We start from the raw sequence: 24,400 nt of genomic DNA on the forward strand, positions 1-24,400 counted from the left end.
CCTGGATCGCCGACGGTCCCGCACGCCGCCTGAAGGGGAAACGGCAGCGCTCAGTCCGTGTTGGCCAAGTGCCGTTCGCGCTCGAACGCCAGCTCGCGTTCCGCCCACTCGCGCCAGGGGCCTACCTGGCTGCGTCCCGCGCCGGCCTGCTCGGCGCGCGTCAGTGCCTCCAGGCCGGGATTCCAGTGCGCCTGCTCCAGCTCCAGCTGGGCGAGGCTCAACCAGTGCCCGGGATTGTTCGAGCTGGCGGCGAGACGGCCGAACACCTCGCTCGCCCGCTTGCGGTCGCGGGCCTGCCACCAGAGCTGGCCGAGGCGCTCCTCGCGGGCCGGGGTGCGCGGCAGGATGCCGTCCTGCAGCAGGGCAGCGAGCAGCCTGGCGCCCTGCCAGGGCTGTCCGGCACTGCTGGCCAGCAGCACCAGATTGTCCAGTTCGCTCTCGCTGAAGCGCAGGCCCTTGGTGTAGGCCGCGCGCAGGGTCGCCAGCGCCTTGTGCTCGGCACCGCTCAGCTGTTGCAGGGCCGCCAGCTGACGCCACTGGCCGGCATCATCGGGATGGCGGACCAGCAGCTGGCGCTGCCAGCGCTCGGCGGCGGCCCAGCGCTTGAGATCGGCGTTGGCGGCGACCAGGAAGCGCAGCCAGTTGCCCGCCGCCGCCGGGTTGGCCTGCACGTAGCGCTCGGCCAGCGGCAGGGCCTTGTCGTGCTGTCCCAGGCCCTGATAGGCCTGCGCCAGCATCAGCAGGACGTCTTCACCGGCCTTGGCGGAAACCGGCGCAAGCAGCTCGGCCACCTTGGCATCGCGCCCCTCGACGGCATTCAGCCTGGCCAGGTTGAGGCGCTCGCCGGCCGCCACCTCCTTGTCCAGCCTGCCGCTGGCCAGAGCCTTGGCGAGCAGCTCGATGGCCCGTCCGTTGTCGCCTTCGGCCCAGGCCAGGTAGCCGCCGCTACGCCAGAGCAGCGCCTCCTCGAGACTGCCCGCAGCCGCCTTGACGCCCTTCAGGGCGCTCCGGGCTGTCGCATGATCGCCCTTCTGCTGCGCCGCCTGCGCCGCCTGCAGCGCCTGGAATACAGCGGGGTCGATGTTCTGCGCGGCCTGCACCGAAGCGCTCAGCAGAAGCAGCAGGAGAAGCAGGCGACGCATCTCAATCACCTCGCTGAATCTTGAAGTACAGGGTCTTGACCGCCTCGCGGTCGACCGCCAGACCGTTCTCGGTACGCGGCGCGAAGCGCCAGCGGGCGGCAGCACTGCGGGCTTCGCGCTCGAAGACGTTGCGCGGCGAGGCTTCCAGCACGCGGATGTTCTCCACCGCGCCGGCACGGGTGATGGTGAAGGCCAGCTTGACGTGCCCCTCGATATTGCGCTGCAGGGCTATCCGCGGGTAGCGCGGACGGACGTCGTTGAGCGGCCTCACCTCGCTTTCCGGACCGCCGAGCGGACCGGCACTGTCAGCGCCCGCCTCGGCACCGCTGGCCGCCCCGCTGGCCCCGGCGGGCGCCGCGGAGGCCGCTGCGGGCGCGGCCGGCGCCGCGCTGGGTGCGGCCGCGGCGGCAAGTCCCTCCAGGCTCGGCGCCGGTGCGCTGGCGACGCTGATCTTGCTGGACAGGGTCGGCATTTCCAGGTCGAGGCTGGGCAGCTTGGGCGTAGGCGCGGCGGCAGTCGGCGTCACCGGGGTCGGCGGCTGTGGCGGCGTCTTGGGTTGCGGCATGTCCGGTGCCGGCTGCCGGCTGGCGCTCGCGCTGCTCTGCTCGGTCGCCCCGATCCGTACGAAATGGCCGACGGTGAGCGGATCCTCGGGCACCTTGCGGCTGGGCGGGGCGATCAAGCTGAGCATCAGCGAGAACAGCGCCAGGGCCACCAGGCAGGCCGCGGCGAAGGACAGCGGCAGGCGCATCAGGGCGCTCCCGTGCCGGCAGCCAGTGCCACGTCGGTCACCCCGGCCTGGCGCGCCTGGTCCATCACCTGCACGACCAGTCCGGTGCGTGCGTCGCGGTCGGCCTGGACCACCACCACACCCTCCGGCTGGTCGACGCGCAGGCGCTCGACATGGGCGCGCACGCTGCGCACGTCCACGGCCTTCTTGTCGATCCAGACCTGGCCGTCGGCGGTCACCGCGATCAGGATGTTGCCCTTGTCCTGCGGGCTGGCGGTATCCGCCTGCGGACGCTGGACCTCGACGCCGGACTCCTTGATGAAGGAGCTGGTGACGATGAAGAAGATCAGCATGATGAAGACCACATCGAGCATCGGGGTCAGATCGATGCCGGTGTCCTCATCCTGCTGGTAGTGGTGGCGACGCATTCTCATCGTCAATCTCTCTATGAACGATCGGGCTCAATCGTGTCGCAGCTGGTCGGCCAGCCGTTCGAGGGCCAGACGGGCGGAGCGCTCGAGGCGCACCAGGCTGAACAGCCCAGTGATGGCCAGCACCATCCCGGCCATGGTCGGCAGGGTCGCCTGCCAGACGCCGGCGGCCATGCCGCGCGGATTGCCGGTGCCGCTCAGGGCCAGCACATCGAACACCGCGATCATGCCGCTGACGGTACCGAGCAGGCCGAGCAGCGGATACAGCGCCACCAGGGTCTTGCCCAGGCGCAGGGGGCCGCCCAGCCGCTGCTGCGCCTGGGCCAGCCAGGCCGTGCGCACCGAGCGCTGCCAGCTGCCGGACAGATGGTCCATCTGCTCCCAGGCCAGGCGGTGCTCCTCCACCCAGAGCGGAAAGATCCGGTGCATGAACCACAGGCGCTCGAACACCAGCGTCCAGTAGATCACGCAGAGCCCGGCCAGGGCCCACATCACCATCCCGCCCGCGGCCATGAAGTCGAGCAGCGCATGACCGCCGTCGACCAGGCGCAGCCAGTGGGCGTGCAGATCATTCACGGCGCGGCGCTCCCGACAGGTGCAGGGCGACCAGACCGGCGCTCTGCTGCTCCAGCAGTTGGACCAGCGCCTTGCTGCGGCCGGCCAGCAGGGCATGCAGGAACAGCAGCGGAATGGCCACCACCAGCCCCTGCACCGTGGTCACCAGGGCCTGGGAGATGCCGTCGGCCATCAGCCGCGAGTCGCCGCCACCGCTCTGGGTGATGGCCTGGAAGGTCACGATCATGCCGGTCACGGTACCGAGCAGGCCGAGCAGCGGGGCCACGGCGCTGAACAGCTTGAGCAGGCCCTGGCCGCGCTCCAGTGGCGGGGTTTCCTGGAGGATCGCCTCGTCCAGCTTGAGTTCCAGGGTTTCCAGGTCGGCCAGCTGCGGCTTGGGCCCGAGCACACCGATCACCCGACCGAGGGGATTGTCGTCGCGGGGGGTGCCGAGATCCCGCAGCTGCGCCCTGATGCTGCGCGCCACACCAGCGAGATAGATCATCCGCCAGGCGGCCAGACACAGGCCGAGCACACCGAGGCCGAGGATCACCCAGCCGACCAGACCGCCCTGCTGGACGCGATCCCAGAGGCCAGGCTCGCGTTGCAGCTGGGCCAGCAGGGTGCCGCGGGAGGGGTCGACGGGCAGCTCGGCGAGGGCCTCGCCGCTCTGCAGATAGCTTTTCAGCAGACCATCGCCGGCCGGCTGGCGCGGCACGACCAGCAGCTCGCCGGCATCGGCGTCGTAGCGCAGGAAGCCGGTATCGGCGAAGGTGGAAAAGGTGCCGACCCGCAGCACCGGCTGTGTCGCACGCCGGCCGTCGGCCCCCACCACCGGCAGCTCTACCCGCTCGACCCGGCCGCTGGCGGCGAGGTCCTCGAGCAGAGTCATCCAGAAGCCGTCGAGATCCTCGCTGGACGGCAGGACATTGCTTTCCGCCAGCGCCTTGAGGCGCGCCAGACGCTCGGGGTACTGCACGTTGAGCAGGCTGTCCTGCCATTGCCCGGCGATATCCCCGGCGCTCTGGCGAACCACGGCGAACAGCTCGCCGAAACTGCCGGCGCGCAGGGCCAGCTGTTTTTCCTGCTCGGCCAGCTGGGCCGCCTGCCGGTCGAACTCGGCCTTCAGGCGCTCGGCCTCGGCCTTCTGCGCATCCAGCTCGGCACGAGCGGCGGCGAGCAACCTGGCCTGCTCGCCGCGCTCGGCGAGGAAGGCTTTTTCCCGCTCGGCCATGGCGCTGACTTCGGCGGCGCGCTCGCTGCGGATGCGCTCGAGCAACTGATCGGGACTCAAGGAGTCCGCCGCCAGGGCCAGGGTCGGCAGGCTCAGGGCAAGGGCGAAGGCGAGACGGCAAATCATGGCTTGGCCTCCAGGGCCAGGGTCTTGACGGGCAGGTGCAGGTAGGCGGGAGCCTGTTGCTGGCGGGCGATGGCGATGGCCTGGGCCAGGGGCCGCCGGGTACTGCCGTCGAGGATCTCCCAGCGGCGGGCCTGCGGATTCCACCAGCCGCTCTCGTGACCATCGAGGGTCTGGTAATAAAGCATCACCCGGCCTAGGCGGAAGAACTCGACGCTGCGCAGGCCGCCCTCTGCCTGCAGCTCGCCCCGCCAAGCCTCGAGGGTGCGGCCATAGTCGCTCTCGATCTGGTAGGCCTCGAGGATCCGCCGGTACTTCTCGGCCAGGGAGACATTCGGCTGCGGCAACAGCTCCTGCAACTGCGCCAGACGGTCGCCGCGCTCCTCGGGGAGGAACGGCAGGTCGGCCGCGATGAATTCGCCGAGCACCTCGACCATGCGCTGCATCTGCGGCGCCACCGTCTGCTGGGTGCGCTCGATGCCGTCCAGCTGCTGCTGATAACCGGCCAGCTCCTTGCTCTGGGCGGCGGTCATTTCGCGCATCTGCGCGTTGTAACCCTTCAAGGCCTCGGCCTGCTGGATCGCGGCGCGGTACTCGTTGAGCATGTCCCGACTGGCATCGTCCAGCGCGTCGATACGGCCTTGCGAGGCCTTCGCCTCCTCGGCCAGACGCTGGCTTTCATCCAGCGCAGCATCCAGCGACGCCGCCGACAGCGGCAAGCTGGCCAGCAGCAAGACGGCTGGCAGCAGGCGGTGGCGATAAGGGTTCATACGGGGCGTCCTCAACAAGGCACAGATCACAAAAGAGAAAAATTATCACCTGCAAAAGGAACCGCTCAAGGCAACCTGTAAAAGCCTGGCAGCGCTCTGGAAAGAGCCTCCAGGCCGGCCTGCAACAGGCCGCCCCCTTGGTCTCTCGGGGGAGGACGCCGCCTCACGCGAACTACGTCACAATTTTTCAGAAAACCAACAATGTCACGGAACTTTTCTTGCGCCAGGTCAACATGGGTGCGGCCGGACAACCTATCCTCTGTCGATATCGGAAGATCATTTCCACCTCATGCACCAGCAGCAGGGAAATCCTGCTCCCGCTCTTCCCTCCTGTCATCCGTCGATATTTTTGATAATGACAACTCCCCCGGCAAAGTTCACAAGAATTATTTGCCAGGCAAACTTTGCCGCTCGCAAAAGTTATCTTTCCAACAACTTCAAAGCCTCATTTCCTTTCCGCAGACAATCACTTTTCATCCACTCATCCAAAGCAAAGTGGAACCAAGAACTTTATTGAGGCAAATCAAAACCGGCCTGACGGGAGTTACTAATATCAACTCCAACACGCAAATACTTCTTCGGGAGTTCGCCATGGCCAAGTTCAAATCCCTCTTCGCCCTTTCCCTGGTCGGCATGGCCCTGGCAGCCCCGTATGCCACTGCACACGAGCGCGGCGACATCATCCTGCGGGCCGGTGCGGTCACCGTCGACCCGCGCGAAGATAGCGAGGACATCCGCCTCGCCGGCGCCGGCAAGCTCTCCGGTACCAAGGCCACCCTCGACAGTGATACCCAGCTCGGTCTGAACTACCTCTACATGCTGACCGACCACGTCGGCATCGAATACCTGGCTGCCACCCCCTTCACCCACGAAGTGAAGGGCAAGGGCCTCCCCGGCAACCTGGACGGCCGCCTCGGCGACTTCAAGCAGCTGCCGCCGACCGTCAGCCTGGTCTACTACCCGCTGTCGCCCAACGCCACCATCCAGCCCTACGTCGGGGTAGGCGTCAACTACACCTACATCTTCGAGACCAAGCTGGGCAAGGCAGCCGAAGGCAAGGGCTTCAGCGGCCTGGACATGCAGAACTCCGTCGGCCTGGCCGCGCAGATCGGCGTGGACTACATGCTGACCGACACCCTCATGCTCAACGCCCAGGTGCGCTACATCGACATCGAAACCAAGGCCACCACCTACCTGAACGACAGCAAAGTCACCGTCGACGTGGACGTCAACCCCTGGGTCTACATGGTCGCCCTGGGCTACAAGTTCTGAACCAGCCCCAGCAACCAGCCCCCACACTTCTTATCCGCGCATTGATACAGATCAAAGAACCCCTCACCTCGAAGAACCTTTTCCGACAAACATCAGTGCAAGTTCTCCTCAATTCAATCCGGGGAGCAGGGAACCATGCCCAGAACATGGCCTTGATCCAAATCAAACAACAGCCAGCAGCAAAGACCGTCCGGCAGGCCGGCCCTGCCCATTTTGACATGAGTCAAGCGCACTCAAACAATCGCTCAGCCCCCAATAATTGGCATGAACATAGTGGCCATTATTTATTGAGTTGAATCAAAACAGCCCGGCACGAGCGGCCTAATATGAGCCCCAAGAACCAAACATATTAAAGGCCAACAAACCTGTGGGGCCTTTAGGAGCAAGACCATGCGTAACTCACTGTTCGCCCTTTCCCTGGTTACCATGGCTCTGGCAGCCCCCTATGCCACTGCGCACGAGCGCGGCGACATCATCCTGCGGGCCGGTGCGGTCACCGTCGACCCGCGCGAAGACAGCGAGGACATCCGCCTCGCCGGCGCCGGCAAGCTCTCCGGTACCAAGGCCACCCTCGACAGTGATACCCAGCTCGGTCTGAACTACCTCTACATGCTGACCGACCACGTCGGCATCGAATATCTGGCTGCCACCCCCTTCACCCACGAAGTGAAGGGCAAGGGCCTCCCCGGCAACCTGGACGGCCGCCTCGGCGACTTCAAGCAGCTGCCGCCGACCGTCAGCCTGGTCTACTACCCGCTGTCGCCCAACGCCACCATCCAGCCCTACGTCGGGGTAGGCGTCAACTACACCTACATCTTCGAGACCAAGCTGGGCAAGGCAGCCGAAGGCAAGGGCTTCAGCGGCCTGGACATGCAGAACTCCGTCGGCCTGGCCGCGCAGATCGGCGTGGACTACATGTTGACCGACACCCTCATGCTCAACGCCCAGGTGCGCTACATCGACATCGAAACCAAGGCCACCACCTACCTGAACGACAGCAAAGTCACCGTCGACGTGGACGTCAACCCTTGGGTCTACATGGTCGCCCTGGGCTACAAGTTCTGAACCAGCCCCAACAACGAAAAAGCCCCCGCGAGGGTAATGCCAGTCAGTTAAGGCCGCCGCCTTGACCTTTGGTGGGCTGAAAGCAAAATCCGATGCCTGTTTTAGGCATCGGATTTTTTATGCGTCTCTCGCGTGCACTGGCCATCACTCACGATATTGCTGCTACGTCCCATGCACTCGATGGGCTGGGCGAGTTGCTTGACCCCGACCTGGTCAAATCTGCCTTCGAGACCGCTGGTGTAGCTACCCTGCGCAAGCGCCGCTTGCCTCTGGAGTCCATGATCTGGTGCGTGATCGGCATGGCGCTGTTTCGCCGAATGTCGGCCTGGGATGTCGTCAACCAGATGGACATCATGCTGCCCGGGCAGCGCCCCTTGGTGGCCCCCAGCGCTGTGGTTCAAGGGCGTCAGCGCTTGGGTAGCCAGGCTGTACGTGAAGTCTTCGCGCTGACGCAGCAGCGCTGGCATGCCTCGGCCAACCATCCGACCTGGATGGGGCTACGCCTGCTCAGTGTCGATGGGGTGGTCTGGCGCACGCCCGATACGCAGGAGAACCGTGAGCACTACGGCAGCTCCACCAACCAGCATGGCGATACCGGTTTTCCACAGGTACGCATGGTGTGCCAGATGGAGCTGACCAGTCACCTATTGGTCAGCAGCAGCTTCGCCGGTTACCACAGCAATGAGATGAAACTGGCCGAGCAACTGGTTGTCACTACGCCCGATCACTCGCTGACCCTGTTCGACCGTGGCTTCTACTCACTGGGCTTGTTGCACCATTGGCAGCAGGCCGGCACCCAGCGTCACTGGCTGATTCCGCTGCGCAAGGGGGCCCGCCATGAAGTCATTCACCGACTGGGGCGCCAGGATGCCATCGTCAGTCTGCCGACCTCGCCGCAAGCGCGAAAGCAATGGCCGGGCCTGCCGGAAACCCTGCAGGCGCGCCTCCTGAGCAAGACGGTCAAGGGCAAGGTGCGCCAGATCCTGACCTCGATGACCGATCCCCTGCGCTTCCCTCCAGATGAGATCGTCGATTTGTACAGTCAGCGCTGGGAAATCGAGCTGGGCTACCGGGAGATGAAGCAGAGCATGCTGGACAGCCGCTACACGCTGCGTAGCAAGACGCCGGAGATGATCGAGCAGGAGCTATGGGAGTACTGCTGGGCTACAACCTGCTGCGCTACCAGATGCTGGAGATGAGTCGCCACTGCCCGGGGATCTACCCCTGCGAGATGAGCTTCACCGCCTGTACCTGGGCGATCTTGGGGTTACTGAATGGCCTTTCCCTGCGGCATCCGGGCAATATCCCCAAATACTTGGCAGAGCTACATGCGTCAGCCATGCACTACGTACTGCCGCATCGGCGGGAAGATCGTTGCTACCCTCGCGCGGTCAGACCAAAGCCATCCAAGTATCAATCCAGAAATAAAAATGCCAGTCAGCTTAACTGACTGGCATTACCCGCGAGGGGGCTTTTTCGTTTGTCGCTTCCCCGCAGCACCGTAAAAGCCACCTCCAGCACCGGCCATCAGGGCCGTGCACGCCCCAGCAGACAGGCCAGGCCGGCAGCCATCGACATCGGCTCGGCCAACCGGTAGCGCTCCATCAGGCGCCGGTTGTCCGCCCGCGAGTGACGGATATCGCCGGGACGCGCAGCCTCCCGGTGCACCTCCGGCAAACCGCCGAACAGCGCCGAGATTTCCTCGAGCAGCCGGTTCAGGCTGAGGCTGCGGTTCAAGCCGACATTCACCGCTCCGGGCAGGACCTGCGGCGCCTCCAGGGCCTGTAGCAGCACCCCGATGAGATCGGCGATATAAACGAAATCGCGGGTCTGCTCGCCATCGCCGAACAGGATGATCGGAAGGCCCTTGGCGGCCCGCTCGGTGAAGATGCTGATCACCCCCGAATAGGGTGACGAAGGGTCCTGCCGCGGCCCGTAGATATTGAAGAAGCGGAAGATCGCCGGCTCCAGCCCGTGCTGGCGGCGATAGAAGTCAAGGTAATGCTCGCTGGCCAGCTTGTCCGCCGCATAGGGGGTGAGTGGCGCCTTCGGCGTGTCCTCGTCGATGGCCTCCCCTTCCCCGTTGTTGCCGTAGACCGCGGCGCTGGAGGCGAACAGTACACGCCTAATGCCATGCTCGCGCATCGCCTCGCAGACATTCAGGGTGCCGATGAAATTGCTCCGGTGGGTCCCCACCGGATCGATCACCGAGGCCTGCACCGAGGCCACGGCGGCCAGATGGACCACCGCGCCGCAGCCGACCATGATGTCCCGCACCAGGCCGGCATCGGCGACATCCCCCTCGACCAGTTCGAGGCGAGGATCGCCGAGCGGCAGATTGCCCGGCTTGCCGCTCGACAGGTTGTCCAGCACGCGCACGGAATATCCCCTGGCGAGCAGCGCATCGACCAGATGCGAGCCGATGAAGCCGGCCCCACCGGTGACCAGAACGGGCAGATCAGACATGGCGATAATAGCGATCCAGCAGGCTCGGCAAACCGGCGCGCCAGGCGCGTGGCTTGATGCCGAAGGTGTTGAGAATCTTCTTGCAGGATAGCACCGCATGCTGCGGCTCTTCGGCCGCATCCGGACTCGCCGCGTGCGGCTGGGCCTGGATATCCTTGACGGCCAGCCGACGGTGAACGCGCGCTTCGCCAAGGACCGCCTGGCCGAATGCCAGAGCAGTGGTCGCCTCGTGCCCGCCATAGTGGTAGGTGCCCCACAGCGGCGCCCGGCAGTCCAGCTGCTTCAGCACGGCGAGCATCACCCGCGCGGCATCGTCCACCGGCGTCGGGTTGCCGCGTCGGTCGTCGGCAAGCGCCAGCACGCTTTCCCGTTCGGCACGCAGGAGAAAACGCCCGAGCAGCCCGTCGGGGCTGTCGTCGTAGAGCCAGCCGAAACGCAGCAGCACATGGCGGGGACAGATCGAGCGCACGCCCTGCTCGATGCGCAGCAAGGACTGCCTGCGCAGCCCGAGCGGCATGGGCTCGTCCTTTTCGCCGTAGGCCGTGGCTCGGGTACCGTCGAAGACCCGATAGCTGGAAGGCTGCAGCAGGATGATCTGATGATGCTGGCAAAGCTCGGCGAGACGCTCGGTGGCGCGCTCCTGGGTCGCCAGACGCGCGGCCTCGAGGGTCTCGGCCTGAAACCAGTCGTGGTAGTAGGCGAGATTGACCAGCGCATCGGGCCGGGTCTCGTCGAGCAGAAGGGTCAGGCTGGCCGAATCCCAGCCCTGCTCCGGCGGACGGGGAGCCAGGAAGCTGATGTCGGCCTCGGCCCCCAGGTGGATCAAGGCCCGCCCCAGGGCACTGCCGCCCCCCAGCAGCATCAGGCGCATATGCATGGGAGGAGATTATCCTGGGCTGGCAGAAGGAATGGATACATGGAAAGACTGAAAACGGTTCGTCATCTGCACTGATCGGCGCCAAGGCGGCCAAGCCAACCCTAGCAATTGGACGGTATTGTGCGGCTTTCAACCCTGTACGTCACTACCGCCTGCGCCACGGGCCGCCACTCGCTGTACCGGCCCCCTTGCCCAGCCCCCGTACCGACAAGGTAACCAGAGCAGGGAGTGGCCGTGGCGGGCCGTGACGCCGCGGGTGAAGAAGGCGATCCAGCCGATGAACATCGCCCACACGGCACCTCGACGAGCAACCCACTGACCGAGGCAGCCAGGATCGCCAGCGCCGACTCGCCGACGGTGACCTTGAGATGATCGGGAACCCGGATACGAGACATCGCATGCCTACTTGACTGTCCGGGCTCAGGCGAAGCCGCCGTTGGCGCGCAGCACCTGGGAATTGATCCAGCCGCCGTCCGGGCCGGCGAGAAAGGACACCAGCGCGGCGATGTCCTCAGACGCGCCGAGGCGCTCCAGCGGCGGCAGCTTGCTCAGTTGATCGATCTGTTCCGTGCTCTTGCCGGCGAAGAACAGCTCGGTGGCGACCGGCCCCGGCGCCACGGCGTTGACGCTGACCTCGCGCCCGCGCAACTCGTTGGCCAAGACCTGCACCAGTCCCTCGACGCCCGCCTTGCTGGCGATGTAGGGACCATAACCAGGAAAGGACTTGGCGATCGCACTGCTCGACAGAGCGATGATTCGCCCGCCACGCCCCACCTGCCGGGCCGCCTGGGAGAGCACGACGAAGGCGCCGCGCAGATTGGTGCGGATCACCCGGTCGAACTGCTCGAGATCGCCATCGGCAATCGTCAGGCAGGACATGATTCCGGCGCTGTTGACCACCACGTCGATGCGCCCGAAGGTTACCTGTGTCTTGGCGAACAGGTGCTCCATATCGGCCGGCTCGGCCACATCACCGCGCCCAGCGATGGCCCGGCCGCCGCCGGCGACGATTTCCGCCACGACCGACTCGGCCATGACCTGGTTGCCGGCGTAGTTGACGGCCACCGCGAAGCCGTCCTGCGCCTGGACCTCCACGGCGCCCATGCCAACCTGATCATTCTGCCGCGCATTCAGGAATTCCGCCGCCGCTACGCGCAGACCGAGCTGATCATCAGCAGTGGCGACCGCCTGGTTGACCTGGTCGGCGAAGGCATCGACTGCGTGGTGCGCGCCGGCAACCCGCGCGACTCCTCGCTGGTGGCGCGGCGCCTGGCGCTGATGCCGGAGGTGGTCTGCGCCAGCCCGGACTACCTGGAGCGCCACGGCTGCCCCGCCCACCCCGCCGAGCTGGCGGGCCATCAGGCGGTGGGCTTCCTCTCCAGCAATCCCGACATCCGCTACCCCTTCAGCTTCCTGATCGACGCTGAGGTGGCGGAGTTCGAGGTGGGCGGCTGGATTTCGGTCAACGATGCGGAGTGCTACAGCACCTGTGCACTGAGCGGCCGCGGACTGATCCAGGTGCCGCGTTTCCGGGTGGAGGAGCATCTGCGCAGCGGAAGGCTGGAGGAGGTGCTGACGGACTGGCCCAGCCCCGGCCTGCCGGTCTCGGTGCTCTATCCCTATCACCGCCAGCTGTCGCCGCGGGTCAAGGTCTTCGTCGAGTGGGTTTCGGCGCTCTATGCCGAGCGTTTTGCGCCGCCTGAGGGGACGAGGCGCGCGTGAAGGGCCGAGAGATCTGAATCCCCGCCTGCCGCATGGCAGGCGGGAAAGCGGGCTCAGAACGGAATGTCGTCGTCGAAGCTGTCGTAGTCCGGCGCCGGCGGCTGCCGGTCCTGCTGCGGGGCGGGACGCGACTGCGGAGCCTGGGCCTGCTGCTGCGGCTCGCGCGGGGGACGCGGCGCGCGGGGGCATCGTCGGCGTTGCCGCCGCGGCCGCCGAGCAGCTGCAGGGTGCCGTTCATGTCGACGACGATTTCGGTGGTGTAGCGGTCCTGACCATCCTGGCCCTGCCACTTGCGGGTCTGCAGACGCCCCTCGACGTAGCACTGCGAGCCCTTGCGCAGGTATTCGCCGGCGATCTCGGCGAGCTTGCCGAAGAACACCACGCGGTGCCATTCGGTGCGCTCCTGCTGCTGGCCGGTCTGCTTGTCCTTCCAGGCGTCGGTGGTGGCCAGGGTGATATTGGTGACCGCATTGCCATTGGGCAGATACCGGGTTTCCGGGTCGCCGCCGACATTGCCGATCAGAATGACTTTGTTAACCCCACGGGCCATAACGTTCTCCTAGGCTTCAGCACGCGCCGGCGCCGGGTCGATCAGGCGCTCGAGGGACGTGCGGTCCAGTTTTTGGGTATCCACTTTGATATAGAGGGCGGCCTCCTCGGCCACCACCATGACATCCGCCACTCCGGGCACGGCCAACAGGCGCTCGCGCAGGGCCGCATCGCGCAGGGCCGCGGGCGACAGCGGCAAGCGCAGGCTGGTGACGTAGGGAGGTTCGCGCATGGTAACAGCTATCGCCAGCCATAGGGCGCAGAGCAGCGCACAGCCGACGAACACCGCACCCAGTCCGCCCTGCTGGTACAGCCAGCCGCCGAAGATGCCGCCCAGCGCCGCGCCGAGGAACTGGCTGGTGGCATACACGCCCATCGCCGTGCCCTTGCCTCCGGCCGGGGCGACCTTGCTGACCAGCGACGGCAGGGAGGCCTCCAGCAGGTTGAAGGCGGTGAAGAACGCCACCGCTCCCACCACCAGCGCCACCAGGCCGCCACCGAGCAGCCAGAAATACAGCTCGCAGAACAGCAGAACCGCCACCGCCGAGCAGAACACCCATTTCATCCGACGCTTCTTTTCAGCGTAGAAGATGAACGGGACCATGCCGAAGAAGCCCACCAGCAGGGCGACCAGGTACACCCACCAGTGCTCCTCCCGGGGCAAGCCGCCCTGCTCCACCAGGGCCAGCGGCAGGGCGATGAAGGTGGCCATGAGAATCGCATGCAGCGCGCCGATGCCGAAATCCAGGCGCAGCAGGTCGGGATGGCGCAGCGTGGCGCCCAGCGCCTGGCGCGCCACGACTGATTCGCGGTGCTGCAGGACCTGCGGCGCCTTAGGCACCAGTGCAGCGACGAGCAGGATGCCGAGCAGGGCCAGGCCGGCGGTCGCCCAGAACAGCCCGGACAGCCCGAAGGCACGGGTCAGCAGCGGGCCGATCACCATGGCCGCGGCGAACGACAGGCCGATGCTCATGCCGATCATGGCCATGGCCTTGGTGCGATGCTGTTCGCGGGTCAGGTCGGAGAGCAGCGCCATCACCGCCGCCGAGATGGCCCCGGCGCCCTGCAGCACACGTCCGGCGACGACCCCCCAGATGGAGTCGGCAGTGGCCGCCAGCACCGCACCGGCGGCGAAGATCACCAGGCCGGCATAGATCACCGGACGGCGGCCGATGCGGTCGGAGAGCATGCCGAAGGGAATCTGCAACAGCGCCTGGGTCAGCCCGTAGGCGCCGATCGCCAGGCCGATCAGCGCCGGCGTGGCATCCGTTAGGTCCATGCCATAGGTGGCGAGCACCGGCAGCACCATGAACATGCCTAGCATGCGAAAGGCGAACACCAGCGCCAGTCCGCCTCCCGCCCGGATTTCGCTGCCACTCATGCGCTCGCGGTCGTGCATGCTCCAGTCCTCGTGAAAAGGCACGATTCTACCAGCCGCTGCCTGGCCAGCCCATGCCAGCCGCCTGCGGCGCGCCGTATACTCGCGGATTTCCGCCCGCCATGCGAGGCCGCTTTGGACAAGATCCTGATCCGTGGGGCGCGCACCCACAACCTGAAGAACATCGACCTCACCCTGCCCCGCGACAAGCTGATCGTCATCACCGGCCTGTCCGGCTCCGGCAAGTCCTCGCTGGCCTTCGACACCCTCTATGCCGAGGGCCAGCGCCGCTACGTGGAATCTCTCTCGGCGTACGCCCGGCAATTCCTGTCGATGATGGAAAAACCCGATGTCGATGCCATCGAGGGTCTTTCGCCGGCGATTTCCATCGAGCAGAAGTCCACCTCGCACAACCCGCGCTCCACCGTCGGCACCATCACCGAGATCTACGACTACCTGCGCCTGCTCTACGCCCGGGTCGGTATCCCGCGCTGCCCGGAACACGACGTGCCGCTGGAGGCACAGACCGTCAGTCAGATGGTCGACCAGGTGCTGGCACTGCCCGAGGGCAGCAAGCTGATGCTGCTGGCCCCGGTGGTCCGCGAGCGCAAGGGCGAGCATCTTTCGGTGTTCGAGGAGCTGCGCGCCCAGGGCTTCATCCGCGCCCGGGTCGACGGCAAGCTCTTTGAACTGGACGAGCTGCCGAAACTCGACAAGCAGAAGAAGCACAGCATCGAGGTGGTGGTGGACCGCTTCAAGGTCCGCGGCGACCTGCAGCAGCGCCTGGCCGAGTCCTTTGAGACCGCACTGAAACTGGCCGACGGCATCGCCCTGGTCACCCCCATGGAGGGCGAAGAAGGCGAGGAAATCATCTTCTCCGCGCGCTTCGCCTGCCCGCACTGCGGGCACTCGATCGGCGAGCTGGAGCCCAAGCTGTTCTCCTTCAACAACCCGGCTGGCGCCTGCCCTTCCTGCGACGGCCTGGGGGTCAGGCAGTTCTTCGATCCGCGCCGACTGGTCAACGGCAAGCTGTCCCTCGCCGAAGGCGCGATCCGCGGTTGGGACCGGCGCAACGTCTACTATTTCCAGATGCTCGGCTCGCTGGCCGCGCACTACGGCTTCAGCCTCGAAGAACCGTTCGAGGAGCTGCCGGCCGCCCAGCAAAAGGTCCTGCTGCAGGGCAGCGGCCGCGAGAGCATCGAGTTCCGCTATCTCAACGACCGCGGCGACATCGTCATCCGGGCGCATCCGTTCGAAGGGATCATTCCCAACCTCGAACGCCGCTACCGCGAGACCGAGTCCGCCAGCGTGCGCGAGGAGCTGGCCAAACTGCTCAGCACTCAGCCCTGCCCGGAGTGCCGCGGCACCCGTTTGCGCCGCGAGGCACGGCATGTCTGGGTCGGCGAAAAGACCTTGCCGGCGGTCACCGCGCTGCCGGTAGGCGAAGCCTGCAGCTATTTCGCCGGCCTGTCGCTGAGCGGTCGGCGTGGCGAGATCGCCGAGAAGATCCTCAAGGAAATCCGCGAGCGCCTGCAATTCCTGGTCAACGTCGGCCTCGACTACCTGACCCTGGACCGCAGCGCCGACACCCTGTCGGGCGGTGAGGCGCAGCGCATCCGCCTGGCCAGTCAGATCGGCGCCGGCCTGGTGGGAGTGATGTACATCCTCGACGAACCCTCCATCGGCCTGCACCAGCGCGACAACGAGCGCCTGCTGGCCACCCTCACCCACCTGCGCGACCTCGGCAATACGGTGATCGTGGTGGAGCACGACGAGGACGCCATCCGTCTGGCCGACTACCTAGTCGACATCGGTCCCGGCGCCGGCGTGCACGGCGGACGGATCGTCGCCGAGGGTACGCCCGCCGAGGTGATGGCCCACCCCGACTCGCTGACCGGCAAGTACCTTTCCGGTCGGATGAAGATCGCCGTGCCGGCCCACCGCACGCCGCGCGATCCGCAGAAGCTGCTGACGCTCAGGGGCGCACGCGGCAACAACCTGCAGAACGTCGACCTGGAAATCCCGGTCGGCCTGTTCACCTGCGTCACCGGGGTATCCGGCTCGGGCAAATCGACGCTGATCAACAACACCCTGTTCCCGCTCGCCGCCACCGCGCTGAACGGCGCCACCTCCCTGGAGACTGCGCCATACACCTCCTTCGACGGACTGCAGCATCTCGACAAGGTGGTCGACATCGACCAGAGTCCGATCGGCCGCACACCACGCTCCAACCCGGCGACCTATACCGGCCTCTTCACCCCTATTCGCGAACTGTTCGCCGGCGTGCCGGAGGCCCGCTCGCGCGGCTACGGTCCGGGACGCTTCTCCTTCAACGTCAAGGGTGGGCGCTGCGAGGCCTGCCAGGGCGATGGTGTGATCAAGGTGGAGATGCACTTCCTGCCGGACATCTACGTGCCCTGCGACGTCTGCAAGGGCAAGCGCTACAACCGCGAGACCCTGGAGGTGAAGTACAAGGGACGCAGCATCCACGAGGTGCTGGAGATGACCATCGAGGAGGCCCGCGAGTTCTTCGATCCGATTCCCGCGGTGGCCCGTCGGCTACAGACGCTGATCGACGTAGGGCTGTCCTATATCAGGCTGGGACAGAACGCTACCACCCTCTCCGGCGGCGAGGCACAGCGGGTCAAGCTGTCGCGCGAGCTGTCCAAGCGCGATACCGGCAAGACCCTGTATATCCTCGACGAGCCAACCACCGGCCTGCACTTCGCCGACATCCAGCAGCTGCTCGACGTGCTGCACCGCCTGCGCGACCACGGCAACACCGTGGTGGTGATCGAGCACAACCTGGACGTGATCAAGACCGCCGACTGGCTGGTGGACCTCGGCCCGGAGGGCGGTTCACGCGGCGGGCAGATCATTGCCCACGGCACGCCGGAATCCGTGGCGGCGATGCCGCAGTCGTTCACCGGGCGCTTCCTCGCTCCGCTGCTGGAACGGGACCGGGTGTAATGCGTGGCGGCGCCCCGGAGAACGGACCGTGCCGCTCAAGCACTTTCGAGAACAACAAAAAACCGGGCACTGGGCCCGGTTTCTTGTCGCTCGTCCACGTTTACTCGGCAGCTGCTTCCACAGCCTCGGCAACCGGACGATCCACCAGCTCGACATAGGCCATGGGGGCGTTGTCGCCGGCGCGGAAACCGCACTTCAGGATACGCAGATAGCCGCCCTGACGGTTGGCATAGCGCTTGCCCAAGTCGTTGAACAGCTTGCCGACGGCGGACTTCGAACGGGTACGATCGAAGGCCAGGCGACGGTTGGAGACGCTGTCTTCCTTGGCCAGGGTGATCAGCGGCTCGGCGACGCGACGCAGTTCCTTGGCCTTGGGCAGGGTGGTTTTGATCAGTTCGTGCTCGAACAGCGACACCGCCATGTTCTGGAACATGGCCTTGCGGTGTGCGCTGGTGCGGCTCAGATGACGGCCACTTTTACGATGACGCATGGTTAAATTCCTTACCAAACTTGTTCGTTCGGTGGTTATGACGCTCAGGCCGTAGCCTTGTCGTCCTTCTTCAGACTTGCCGGCGGCCAGTTGTCGAGGCGCATACCGAGGGACAGACCACGGGAAGCCAGAACGTCCTTGATTTCGGTCAGGGACTTCTTGCCCAGGTTCGGAGTCTTCAACAGCTCCACTTCGGTGCGCTGAATCAGGTCACCGATGTAGTAGATGTTCTCCGCCTTCAGACAGTTGGCCGAACGTACGGTCAGCTCCAGATCGTCGACCGGACGCAGAAGGATCGGATCGATCTCGTCCTCCTGCTCGACCACCACCGGTGCGGTGTCACCCTTGAGGTCGACGAACGCGGCCAGCTGCTGCTGCAGAATGGTCGCGGCACGGCGGATGGCCTCTTCGGGATCCAGGGTACCGTTGGTCTCCAGATCGATGACCAGCTTGTCCAGGTTGGTGCGCTGCTCGACACGGGCGTTTTCCACCACGTAGGCAACACGACGGACCGGGCTGAAGGAAGCGTCGAGCTGCAGACGACCGATACTGCGGCTTTCGTCTTCGTCGCTCAAGCGGGCATCGGCGGGCTCATAGCCACGCCCACGAGCCACCTTGAGCTTCATGTTCAGTACGCCGTTGTCCGCCAGGTTGGCGATTACATGGCCGCCGTTGACGATTTCGACATCATGATCCAGCTGAATATCGGCAGCGGTGACCGCGCCTGGGCCCTTCTTGCTCAGGCTCAGCGTGACTTCGTCGCGACCGTGCAGCTTGATGGCCAGGCCCTTCAGGTTGAGCAGGATTTCGATGACATCTTCCTGCACGCCTTCGATGGCACTGTACTCATGAAGCACGCCGTCGATCTCAACCTCGACCACTGCGCAGCCGGGCATGGAGGACAGCAGGATGCGACGCAGGGCATTGCCCAGGGTATGACCAAAACCGCGCTCGAGAGGCTCGAGCGTGATCTTGGCGCGGGTCGGACTGACCGCCTGCACATCGATGTGGCGGGGGGTCAGGAACTCATTTACCGAACTCTGCATGGATATACCTATTTTCTAGCCCTTACTTGGAGTAGAGCTCGACAATCAGGTTTTCGTTGATGTCGGCAGACAGGTCGCTGCGGGCCGGCACGCTCTTGAACACGCCAGACTTCTTCTCGGTATCCACTTCAACCCACTCGACGCGGCCGCGCTGGGCGCAGAGTTCAAGAGCCTGAGCAATGCGCAGCTGATTCTTGGCTTTCTCGCGAATGGCCACGACGTCGCCGGCCTTGATCTGGTAGGACGGGATGTTCACGGTCTGGCCATTGACGGTAATGGCCTTGTGCGAAACCAGCTGGCGGGATTCGGCACGGGTAGCGCCGAAGCCCATGCGATAGATGACGTTGTCCAGGCGGCACTCAAGCAGCTGCAGCAGGTTTTCGCCGGTGGAACCCTTGCGGCGGCTGGCTTCCTTGTAGTAACCACTGAACTGACGCTCCAGCACACCGTAGATACGGCGGACTTTCTGCTTCTCGCGCAGCTGGGAACCGTACTCGGACAGACGACCACGGCGCTGACCATGAACACCGGGAGCCGACTCGACGTTGCACTTGGACTCGAGCGCGCGGGAGCCGCTCTTCAGGAACAGGTCAGTGCCTTCGCGACGGGACAGTTTGCATTTGGGACCAATGTAACGAGCCATTCTTCACTGTCTCCTATTACACGCGACGCTTCTTCGGCGGACGGCAACCGTTGTGCGGGATCGGGGTCACGTCGGTGATGCTGGCAATCTTGTAACCGCAGGCATTGAGGGCGCGCACGGCGGATTCGCGACCCGGACCGGGACCCTTGACGTTCACGTCGAGGTTCTTCAGACCGTACTCCAGAGCAGCCTGGCCGGCACGCTCGGCAGCCACTTGGGCAGCGAACGGAGTGCTCTTACGGGAGCCGCGGAAACCGGAACCACCCGAGGTCGCCCAGGACAGCGCGTTGCCCTGACGGTCGGTGATGGTCACGATGGTGTTGTTAAAGGACGCATGGATATGGGCAATGCCATCCACCACGGTCTTTTTGATTTTCTTACGAGGACGAGCAGCAGGTTTTGCCATGATTAGATTCCTGTCGATTCGCGAACGCGATTACTTGCGGATCGGCTTGCGCGGGCCCTTGCGGGTACGGGCGTTGGTCTTGGTACGCTGACCGCGAACCGGCAGGCCACGGCGATGACGCAGGCCGCGGTAGCAGCCCAGATCCATCAGGCGCTTGATTTTCATGTTGACTTCGCGGCGCAGGTCACCTTCGGTGGTGAGCTTGGCTACTTCGCCACGCAGTTGCTCGATCTGCTCGTCCGAGAGATCCTTGATCTTTGCTGCCGGATTGACGCCGGTAGCGGCACAGATAGCCTGTGCAGTGGTACGACCGACACCATAGATATAGGTCAGCGAGATAACAGTATGCTTGTTATCTGGAATGTTGACGCCTGCGATACGGGCCATTCAGTGGAACTCCAATTGACAGCTACCCACGCCCTGGAAGCCAAGAAATAGGGCGCAGGATACTAGCGCTGTAATAAAAAAGAATCAACCCGGCAGCACACTAGCTGCCGGGTTCATCACGCGAGGTTCACACTCAGCCTTGGCGCTGCTTGTGACGCGGCTCCGCGCTGCAGATCACGCGCACGACACCGTCGCGGCGGATGATCTTGCAGTTACGGCACAGCTTTTTCACCGACGCACGAACTTTCATCACCAACTCCTCGAACCTTATGGGCGAATCAGCGGAGCATGCCGCCGCCATAGCCCTTCAGGTTGCTTTTCTTCATCAGGGATTCGTACTGGTGCGAAACGAGGTGCGATTGTACTTGCGACATGAAGTCCATCACAACCACCACCACGATCAGCAACGAAGTCCCGCCAAGATAGAACGGCACGTTGGCTGCCACCACCAGGAACTGTGGGAGCAGACAGACCGCCGTCATGTAGAGAGCGCCAAAAATGGTCAAGCGGGTCAGTACACCATCGATATAGCGCGCCGACTGCTCACCCGGCCTGATGCCCGGAATGAAAGCGCCCGATTTTTTCAGGTTTTCCGCCACATCCTTGGGATTGAACATCAGCGCAGTGTAGAAGAAGCAGAAGAAAATGATCCCCACACTGAACAGGAGGATATTCAATGGCTGACCGGGCGCGATGGCCTGGGCAATGTCCTGCAGCCAGCCCATGCCTTCCGACTGACCAAACCAGGACCCCAGCGAAGCTGGGAACAGCAGGATGCTGCTAGCGAAAATGGCCGGAATGACCCCCGCCATATTCACCTTCAGCGGCAAGTGGCTGGTCTGCGCAGCAAAAACCTTGCGACCCTGCTGACGCTTGGCATAGTGCACCGCAATACGTCGCTGGCCACGCTCGACGAAAACCACGAAGCCGATGATCGCCACAGCCAGCAGCGCGACAGACAGCAGAGCAATGATATTGATATCACCCTGACGGGCAGACTCGAACGACTGACCGATCGCTGCCGGCAGACCGGCCACGATCCCGGCAAAGATCAGCATCGAGATACCATTGCCGACGCCTCGCTCGGTAATCTGCTCACCCAGCCACATCATGAACATCGCACCAGCCACGAAGGTGGTCACAGCCACGAAGTGGAAGCTGAAATCGGCGGCGAAGGCGACACCCTGGCTGGCCAGACCGACGGACATGCCGAAGGCTTGGATAATCGCCAGAACAAGTGTCCCGTAACGGGTGTACTGGCTGATCTTGCGACGACCGGCCTCGCCCTCCTTCTTCAACTGCTCCAGCTGGGGGCTGACCACGGTCATCAGCTGCATGATGATCGATGCCGAAATATACGGCATGATCCCCAGCGCAAAGATGCTCATCCGCTCCAGCGCGCCACCAGAGAACATGTTGAACAGGCTAAGAATGGTTCCCTCGTTCTGCTGGAACAGTTCCGCCAGCCTGTCGGGATTGATTCCTGGCACCGGGATATGCGCGCCTATGCGATAGACGATGATCGCCAGGAACAGGAACCGCAGCCGAGCCCAGAGCTCGGACAGCCCGCCATTGCTGAGTGCGGAGAGAGCACCTTGCTTAGCCATTTAGTCCTCGATCTTACCGCCAGCTGCTTCGATGGCCGCACGCGCACCCTTGGTGACGGCGATCCCCTTCAGGGTAACGGCCCGACCTACCTCGCCAGACAGCATGACCTTCACGCGACGGACGTTCTGATTGACCAGATCGGCATCCTTCAGCGCCTGCAGAGTCACGACATCACCGTCCACCTTGGCCAGCTCGGAAGTGCGAATTTCCGCACGATCCATGGCTTTCAGGGAAGTGAAGCCGAACTTCGGCAGACGGCGATGCAGAGGCTGCTGACCGCCCTCGAACCCGGGAGCGATCTTGCCGCCGGAGCGGGAAGTCTGCCCTTTGTGGCCACGGCCGCCGGTCTTCCCGAGGCCGCTGCCGATGCCACGACCCGGACGCAGCTTCTCGCGCCGGGCACCCGGCGCGGAACGCAGATCGTTCAGTTGCATGGATTAACCCTCCACACGCAGCAGGTAATAGGCCTTGTTGATCATCCCGCGATTTTCAGGGGTATCCTGAACTTCGACAGTGTGACCGATGCGACGCAGGCCCAGGCCCTTGACGCAAGCCTTGTGATTGGCCAGACGACCATTCAGGCTCTTGACCAGAGTGACTTTGACGGTTGCCATGATCAGAGAATCTCCTCGACGCTCTTGCCACGCTTGGCGGCCACCGAATCGGGGGACTGCATTTCCTTCAGACCCTTGAAGGTGGCGTAAACCACGTTCACCGGATTGGTCGAACCGTAGCACTTGGCCAGGACGTTCTGCACACCCGCAACCTCGAGAACGGCACGCATGGCACCGCCGGCGATGATCCCGGTACCCTCGCTGGCAGGCTGCATATAGACCCGGGAAGCGCCATGGGCGGACTTGACCGGATACTGCAGAGTGGTACCGTTCAGATCGACTTGGATCATGTTGCGGCGGGCAGCTTCCATGGCCTTCTGAATAGCAGCCGGGACCTCGCGGGACTTGCCGCGACCAAAGCCAACACGACCCTTGCCATCGCCAACGACAGTCAGCGCGGTAAAGGTGAAGATGCGACCACCCTTGACGGTCTTGGCGACGCGATTGACCTGGACCAGCTTCTCGATGTAGCCCTCGTCGCGCTTTTGCTCGTTATTCGCCATAACTTAGAACTCCAGCCCGCCTTCACGAGCAGCATCGGCCAGTGCCTTGACACGACCGTGGTACTTGAAGCCAGAACGGTCGAATGCCACCTGGGTTACGCCAGCGGCCTTCGCACGCTCGGCTACCAGTTGGCCAACCTTCTTGGCCGCATCGACGTTGCCGGTGGCAGCGTCACGCAGTTCTTTGTCCAAGGTCGAGGCAGAAGCCAGAACCTTGCCGCCGTCGGCCGTGATGACCTGGGCGTAGATATGCTGGGAAGAGCGATACACGCAGAGGCGTACGGTTTCCAGCTCGCGCATTTTCAGGCGCGCCTTGCGGGCGCGACGCAGACGAGTTTCTTTCTTTACGCTCATTTGCTATGCCCTACTTCTTCTTGGCTTCTTTGCGATGGACCACTTCGCCGGCATACCGCACACCCTTGCCCTTGTACGGCTCGGGACGACGGAAGTCGCGAATCTCGGCCGCCACCTGACCAACCAGCTGCTTGTCGATGCCCTTGATCAGGATATCGGTCTGGCTGGGAGTCTCTGCAGTGATGCCTTGCGGCAGCTCATAGTCCACCGGATGGGAGAAGCCAAGCGCCAGGGACAGGATCTGCCCCTTGGCCTGCGCCTTGTAACCAACGCCAACCAGCTGCAGCTTGCGCTCGAAGCCCTGACTGACACCGATCACCATGTTGTTGACGAGTGCACGAGTGGTACCGGCCATGGCCCGGTTCTGCTGATCGCCATTGCGGGCAGCAAAACGCAGCTCACCGGCATCCTGGATGACCTCGACGGAAGGATGCACATTCAATTCGAGAGAGCCCTTGGCTCCCTTCACCGAAAGCTGCTGACCGGCCAGATTGATCTCTACGCCAGCGGGCAGCTTGACGGGGTTCTTAGCAACGCGAGACATGCTGTTCCCCCCTTAGAACACAGTGCAGAGCACTTCGCCGCCAACACCAGCAGCACGGGCCGCACGATCAGTCATCACACCCTTGTTGGTGGACACGATCGAAACGCCCAGACCGCCACGCACTTTCGGCAGCTGATCGACGGACTTGTACTGGCGCAGGCCAGGACGACTCACGCGCTTGAGCTCCTCGATGACCGGACGGCCCTCGAAATACTTGAGCTCGATAGACAGCAGCGGCTTGATATCGCTGCTGACTTGATAATCCGAAATGTAGCCCTCGTTCTTGAGAACACTGGCCACAGCCACCTTCAGCTTGGAAGACGGCATACTCACGACGGTCTTCTCAGCCATCTGGGCATTACGGATACGAGTTAGCATGTCCGCTAACGGGTCCTGCATACTCATGGGCTAATTGCTCCTGATACAGAAAGAAAGCCTTGCGGCCTGAGCCCCTGACCTTGACTACAGGTGAAAATCAAAAGTCAGGAGAGCCGAACATCCTAGAGGCTGTCCAGAAAAGA

Annotated in this window: 28 protein-coding genes and 1 pseudogene; 5 read left to right on the forward strand and 24 right to left on the reverse strand. The window is 64.1% G+C overall.

Features of this window, described 5'->3' with window-relative positions; all coding sequences use genetic code 11:
- Positions 1–50: 50 nt before the first annotated feature.
- From ACG10_RS18385 to ACG10_RS18410, 6 genes are read right to left on the reverse strand one after another with little or no spacing between them, the layout of a single operon-like run.
- A complete protein-coding gene (locus tag ACG10_RS18385; protein WP_089169329.1) occupies positions 51–1,142 on the reverse strand; it encodes a tetratricopeptide repeat protein in 1,092 nt (363 codons plus the stop codon).
- A gap of 1 nt (position 1,143) precedes the next feature.
- Positions 1,144–1,893: an energy transducer TonB gene (locus ACG10_RS18390; RefSeq protein WP_089169330.1), complete on the reverse strand. Its 750-nt coding sequence runs from the start codon at positions 1,891–1,893 to the stop codon at positions 1,144–1,146.
- Positions 1,893–2,306 (reverse strand): ExbD/TolR family protein, encoded by a 414-nt coding sequence (locus ACG10_RS18395; RefSeq protein WP_089169331.1) that lies wholly within the window; start codon positions 2,304–2,306, stop codon positions 1,893–1,895. Before ACG10_RS18395 ends, ACG10_RS18390 begins: the two co-directional genes overlap by 1 nt.
- Positions 2,307–2,333: 27 nt before the next feature.
- Positions 2,334–2,879, reverse strand: a complete 546-nt coding sequence (locus ACG10_RS18400; RefSeq protein WP_089169332.1) for a MotA/TolQ/ExbB proton channel family protein — start codon at positions 2,877–2,879, stop codon at positions 2,334–2,336.
- Entirely contained in the window at positions 2,872–4,218 is a 1,347-nt protein-coding gene (locus ACG10_RS18405) for a MotA/TolQ/ExbB proton channel family protein (protein WP_089169333.1), read from the reverse strand. The genes ACG10_RS18400 and ACG10_RS18405 overlap by 8 nt, the downstream gene beginning before the upstream one ends.
- Positions 4,215–4,985 (reverse strand): DUF3450 domain-containing protein, encoded by a 771-nt coding sequence (locus ACG10_RS18410; protein WP_089169334.1) that lies wholly within the window; start codon positions 4,983–4,985, stop codon positions 4,215–4,217. Before ACG10_RS18410 ends, ACG10_RS18405 begins: the two co-directional genes overlap by 4 nt.
- A 591-nt stretch (positions 4,986–5,576) precedes the next feature.
- Here ACG10_RS18410 and ACG10_RS18415 point away from each other — a divergent pair.
- The 3 genes and pseudogenes from ACG10_RS18415 to ACG10_RS18425 all read left to right on the forward strand — a co-directional run bounded on the left by ACG10_RS18415 (position 5,577) and on the right by ACG10_RS18425 (position 8,772).
- On the forward strand, positions 5,577–6,257 hold the full coding sequence (locus tag ACG10_RS18415) for an OmpW/AlkL family protein (protein WP_089169335.1): 681 nt from the start codon (positions 5,577–5,579) through the stop codon (positions 6,255–6,257).
- A 390-nt stretch (positions 6,258–6,647) separates the two neighbouring features.
- On the forward strand, positions 6,648–7,322 hold the full coding sequence (locus tag ACG10_RS18420) for an OmpW/AlkL family protein (protein ID WP_089169336.1): 675 nt from the start codon (positions 6,648–6,650) through the stop codon (positions 7,320–7,322).
- 119 nt (positions 7,323–7,441) lie between these two features.
- Positions 7,442–8,772, forward strand: a pseudogene (locus ACG10_RS18425) (IS4 family transposase).
- A 77-nt stretch (positions 8,773–8,849) separates the two neighbouring features.
- Here ACG10_RS18425 and ACG10_RS18430 read toward each other — a convergent pair.
- The 3 genes from ACG10_RS18430 to ACG10_RS18440 form a co-directional block, all read right to left on the reverse strand.
- Positions 8,850–9,788, reverse strand: coding sequence for an NAD-dependent epimerase/dehydratase family protein (locus ACG10_RS18430; RefSeq protein WP_089169337.1), 939 nt, complete (start codon positions 9,786–9,788; stop codon positions 8,850–8,852).
- Entirely contained in the window at positions 9,781–10,665 is an 885-nt protein-coding gene (locus ACG10_RS18435) for a sugar nucleotide-binding protein (protein ID WP_089169338.1), read from the reverse strand. Before ACG10_RS18435 ends, ACG10_RS18430 begins: the two co-directional genes overlap by 8 nt.
- A gap of 420 nt (positions 10,666–11,085) precedes the next feature.
- Complete coding sequence (locus ACG10_RS18440; protein WP_089169943.1) at positions 11,086–11,769, reverse strand: SDR family oxidoreductase; 684 nt, start codon at positions 11,767–11,769, stop codon at positions 11,086–11,088.
- Positions 11,770–11,784: 15 nt separating this feature from the next.
- On the opposite strand from ACG10_RS18440, the gene ACG10_RS18445 reads away from it, so the two are divergent.
- Positions 11,785–12,387, forward strand: a complete 603-nt coding sequence (locus ACG10_RS18445; RefSeq protein WP_232487285.1) for a LysR substrate-binding domain-containing protein — start codon at positions 11,785–11,787, stop codon at positions 12,385–12,387.
- On the opposite strand, the gene ssb is transcribed toward ACG10_RS18445, so the two are convergent.
- Both ssb and ACG10_RS18455 read right to left on the reverse strand, forming a co-directional pair.
- On the reverse strand, positions 12,311–12,937 hold the full coding sequence (ssb, locus tag ACG10_RS18450; RefSeq protein ID WP_232487140.1) for a single-stranded DNA-binding protein: 627 nt from the start codon (positions 12,935–12,937) through the stop codon (positions 12,311–12,313). The genes ACG10_RS18445 and ssb overlap by 77 nt on opposite strands.
- 9 nt (positions 12,938–12,946) lie before the next feature.
- Positions 12,947–14,335: an MFS transporter gene (locus ACG10_RS18455; protein WP_089169339.1), complete on the reverse strand. Its 1,389-nt coding sequence runs from the start codon at positions 14,333–14,335 to the stop codon at positions 12,947–12,949.
- 114 nt (positions 14,336–14,449) lie between these two features.
- On the opposite strand from ACG10_RS18455, the gene uvrA reads away from it, so the two are divergent.
- Positions 14,450–17,284 carry an excinuclease ABC subunit UvrA gene (gene uvrA / locus ACG10_RS18460; protein WP_089169340.1) on the forward strand — a complete coding sequence of 945 codons (2,835 nt, stop codon included), beginning with the start codon at positions 14,450–14,452 and terminating at the stop codon, positions 17,282–17,284.
- Positions 17,285–17,384: 100 nt separating this feature from the next.
- Here the strand turns inward: uvrA and rplQ are convergent, their stop codons facing one another.
- The 13 genes from rplQ to rpsH all read right to left on the reverse strand — a co-directional run bounded on the left by rplQ (position 17,385) and on the right by rpsH (position 24,284).
- Positions 17,385–17,774, reverse strand: a complete 390-nt coding sequence (gene rplQ, locus ACG10_RS18465; RefSeq protein WP_089169341.1) for a 50S ribosomal protein L17 — start codon at positions 17,772–17,774, stop codon at positions 17,385–17,387.
- Between the two features lie 44 nt (positions 17,775–17,818).
- On the reverse strand, positions 17,819–18,820 hold the full coding sequence (locus ACG10_RS18470) for a DNA-directed RNA polymerase subunit alpha (RefSeq protein ID WP_089169342.1): 1,002 nt from the start codon (positions 18,818–18,820) through the stop codon (positions 17,819–17,821).
- 22 nt (positions 18,821–18,842) lie between these two features.
- A complete protein-coding gene (gene rpsD, locus ACG10_RS18475) occupies positions 18,843–19,463 on the reverse strand; it encodes a 30S ribosomal protein S4 (protein WP_089169343.1) in 621 nt (206 codons plus the stop codon).
- Between the two features lie 16 nt (positions 19,464–19,479).
- Positions 19,480–19,869, reverse strand: coding sequence for a 30S ribosomal protein S11 (gene rpsK, locus ACG10_RS18480; protein WP_039806105.1), 390 nt, complete (start codon positions 19,867–19,869; stop codon positions 19,480–19,482).
- A 30-nt stretch (positions 19,870–19,899) separates the two neighbouring features.
- Positions 19,900–20,256, reverse strand: coding sequence for a 30S ribosomal protein S13 (gene rpsM, locus ACG10_RS18485; RefSeq protein ID WP_012699324.1), 357 nt, complete (start codon positions 20,254–20,256; stop codon positions 19,900–19,902).
- Positions 20,257–20,389: 133 nt separating this feature from the next.
- Positions 20,390–20,506 (reverse strand): 50S ribosomal protein L36, encoded by a 117-nt coding sequence (gene rpmJ, locus ACG10_RS18490; RefSeq protein ID WP_003281814.1) that lies wholly within the window; start codon positions 20,504–20,506, stop codon positions 20,390–20,392.
- 28 nt (positions 20,507–20,534) lie between these two features.
- Complete coding sequence (gene secY / locus ACG10_RS18495; RefSeq protein WP_039806114.1) at positions 20,535–21,863, reverse strand: preprotein translocase subunit SecY; 1,329 nt, start codon at positions 21,861–21,863, stop codon at positions 20,535–20,537.
- A complete protein-coding gene (rplO, locus tag ACG10_RS18500) occupies positions 21,864–22,298 on the reverse strand; it encodes a 50S ribosomal protein L15 (protein ID WP_039806116.1) in 435 nt (144 codons plus the stop codon).
- Positions 22,299–22,301: 3 nt separating this feature from the next.
- Positions 22,302–22,478 carry a 50S ribosomal protein L30 gene (gene rpmD, locus ACG10_RS18505; protein ID WP_039806119.1) on the reverse strand — a complete coding sequence of 59 codons (177 nt, stop codon included), beginning with the start codon at positions 22,476–22,478 and terminating at the stop codon, positions 22,302–22,304.
- A 2-nt stretch (positions 22,479–22,480) separates the two neighbouring features.
- The gene (rpsE, locus tag ACG10_RS18510; protein WP_089169344.1) at positions 22,481–22,981 is read right to left on the reverse strand and encodes a 30S ribosomal protein S5; all 501 of its coding nucleotides are present in this window, start codon (positions 22,979–22,981) and stop codon (positions 22,481–22,483) included.
- A 3-nt stretch (positions 22,982–22,984) separates the two neighbouring features.
- Entirely contained in the window at positions 22,985–23,335 is a 351-nt protein-coding gene (rplR, locus tag ACG10_RS18515) for a 50S ribosomal protein L18 (RefSeq protein WP_039806123.1), read from the reverse strand.
- Between the two features lie 10 nt (positions 23,336–23,345).
- A complete protein-coding gene (gene rplF, locus ACG10_RS18520; RefSeq protein WP_039806125.1) occupies positions 23,346–23,879 on the reverse strand; it encodes a 50S ribosomal protein L6 in 534 nt (177 codons plus the stop codon).
- A gap of 12 nt (positions 23,880–23,891) precedes the next feature.
- Complete coding sequence (gene rpsH, locus ACG10_RS18525; protein ID WP_039806127.1) at positions 23,892–24,284, reverse strand: 30S ribosomal protein S8; 393 nt, start codon at positions 24,282–24,284, stop codon at positions 23,892–23,894.
- Between the last annotated feature and the right edge of the window lie 116 nt (positions 24,285–24,400).

It is taken from the genome of Azotobacter chroococcum (assembly GCF_002220155.1).
Taxonomy (GTDB): Bacteria; Pseudomonadota; Gammaproteobacteria; order Pseudomonadales; family Pseudomonadaceae; genus Azotobacter; species Azotobacter chroococcum.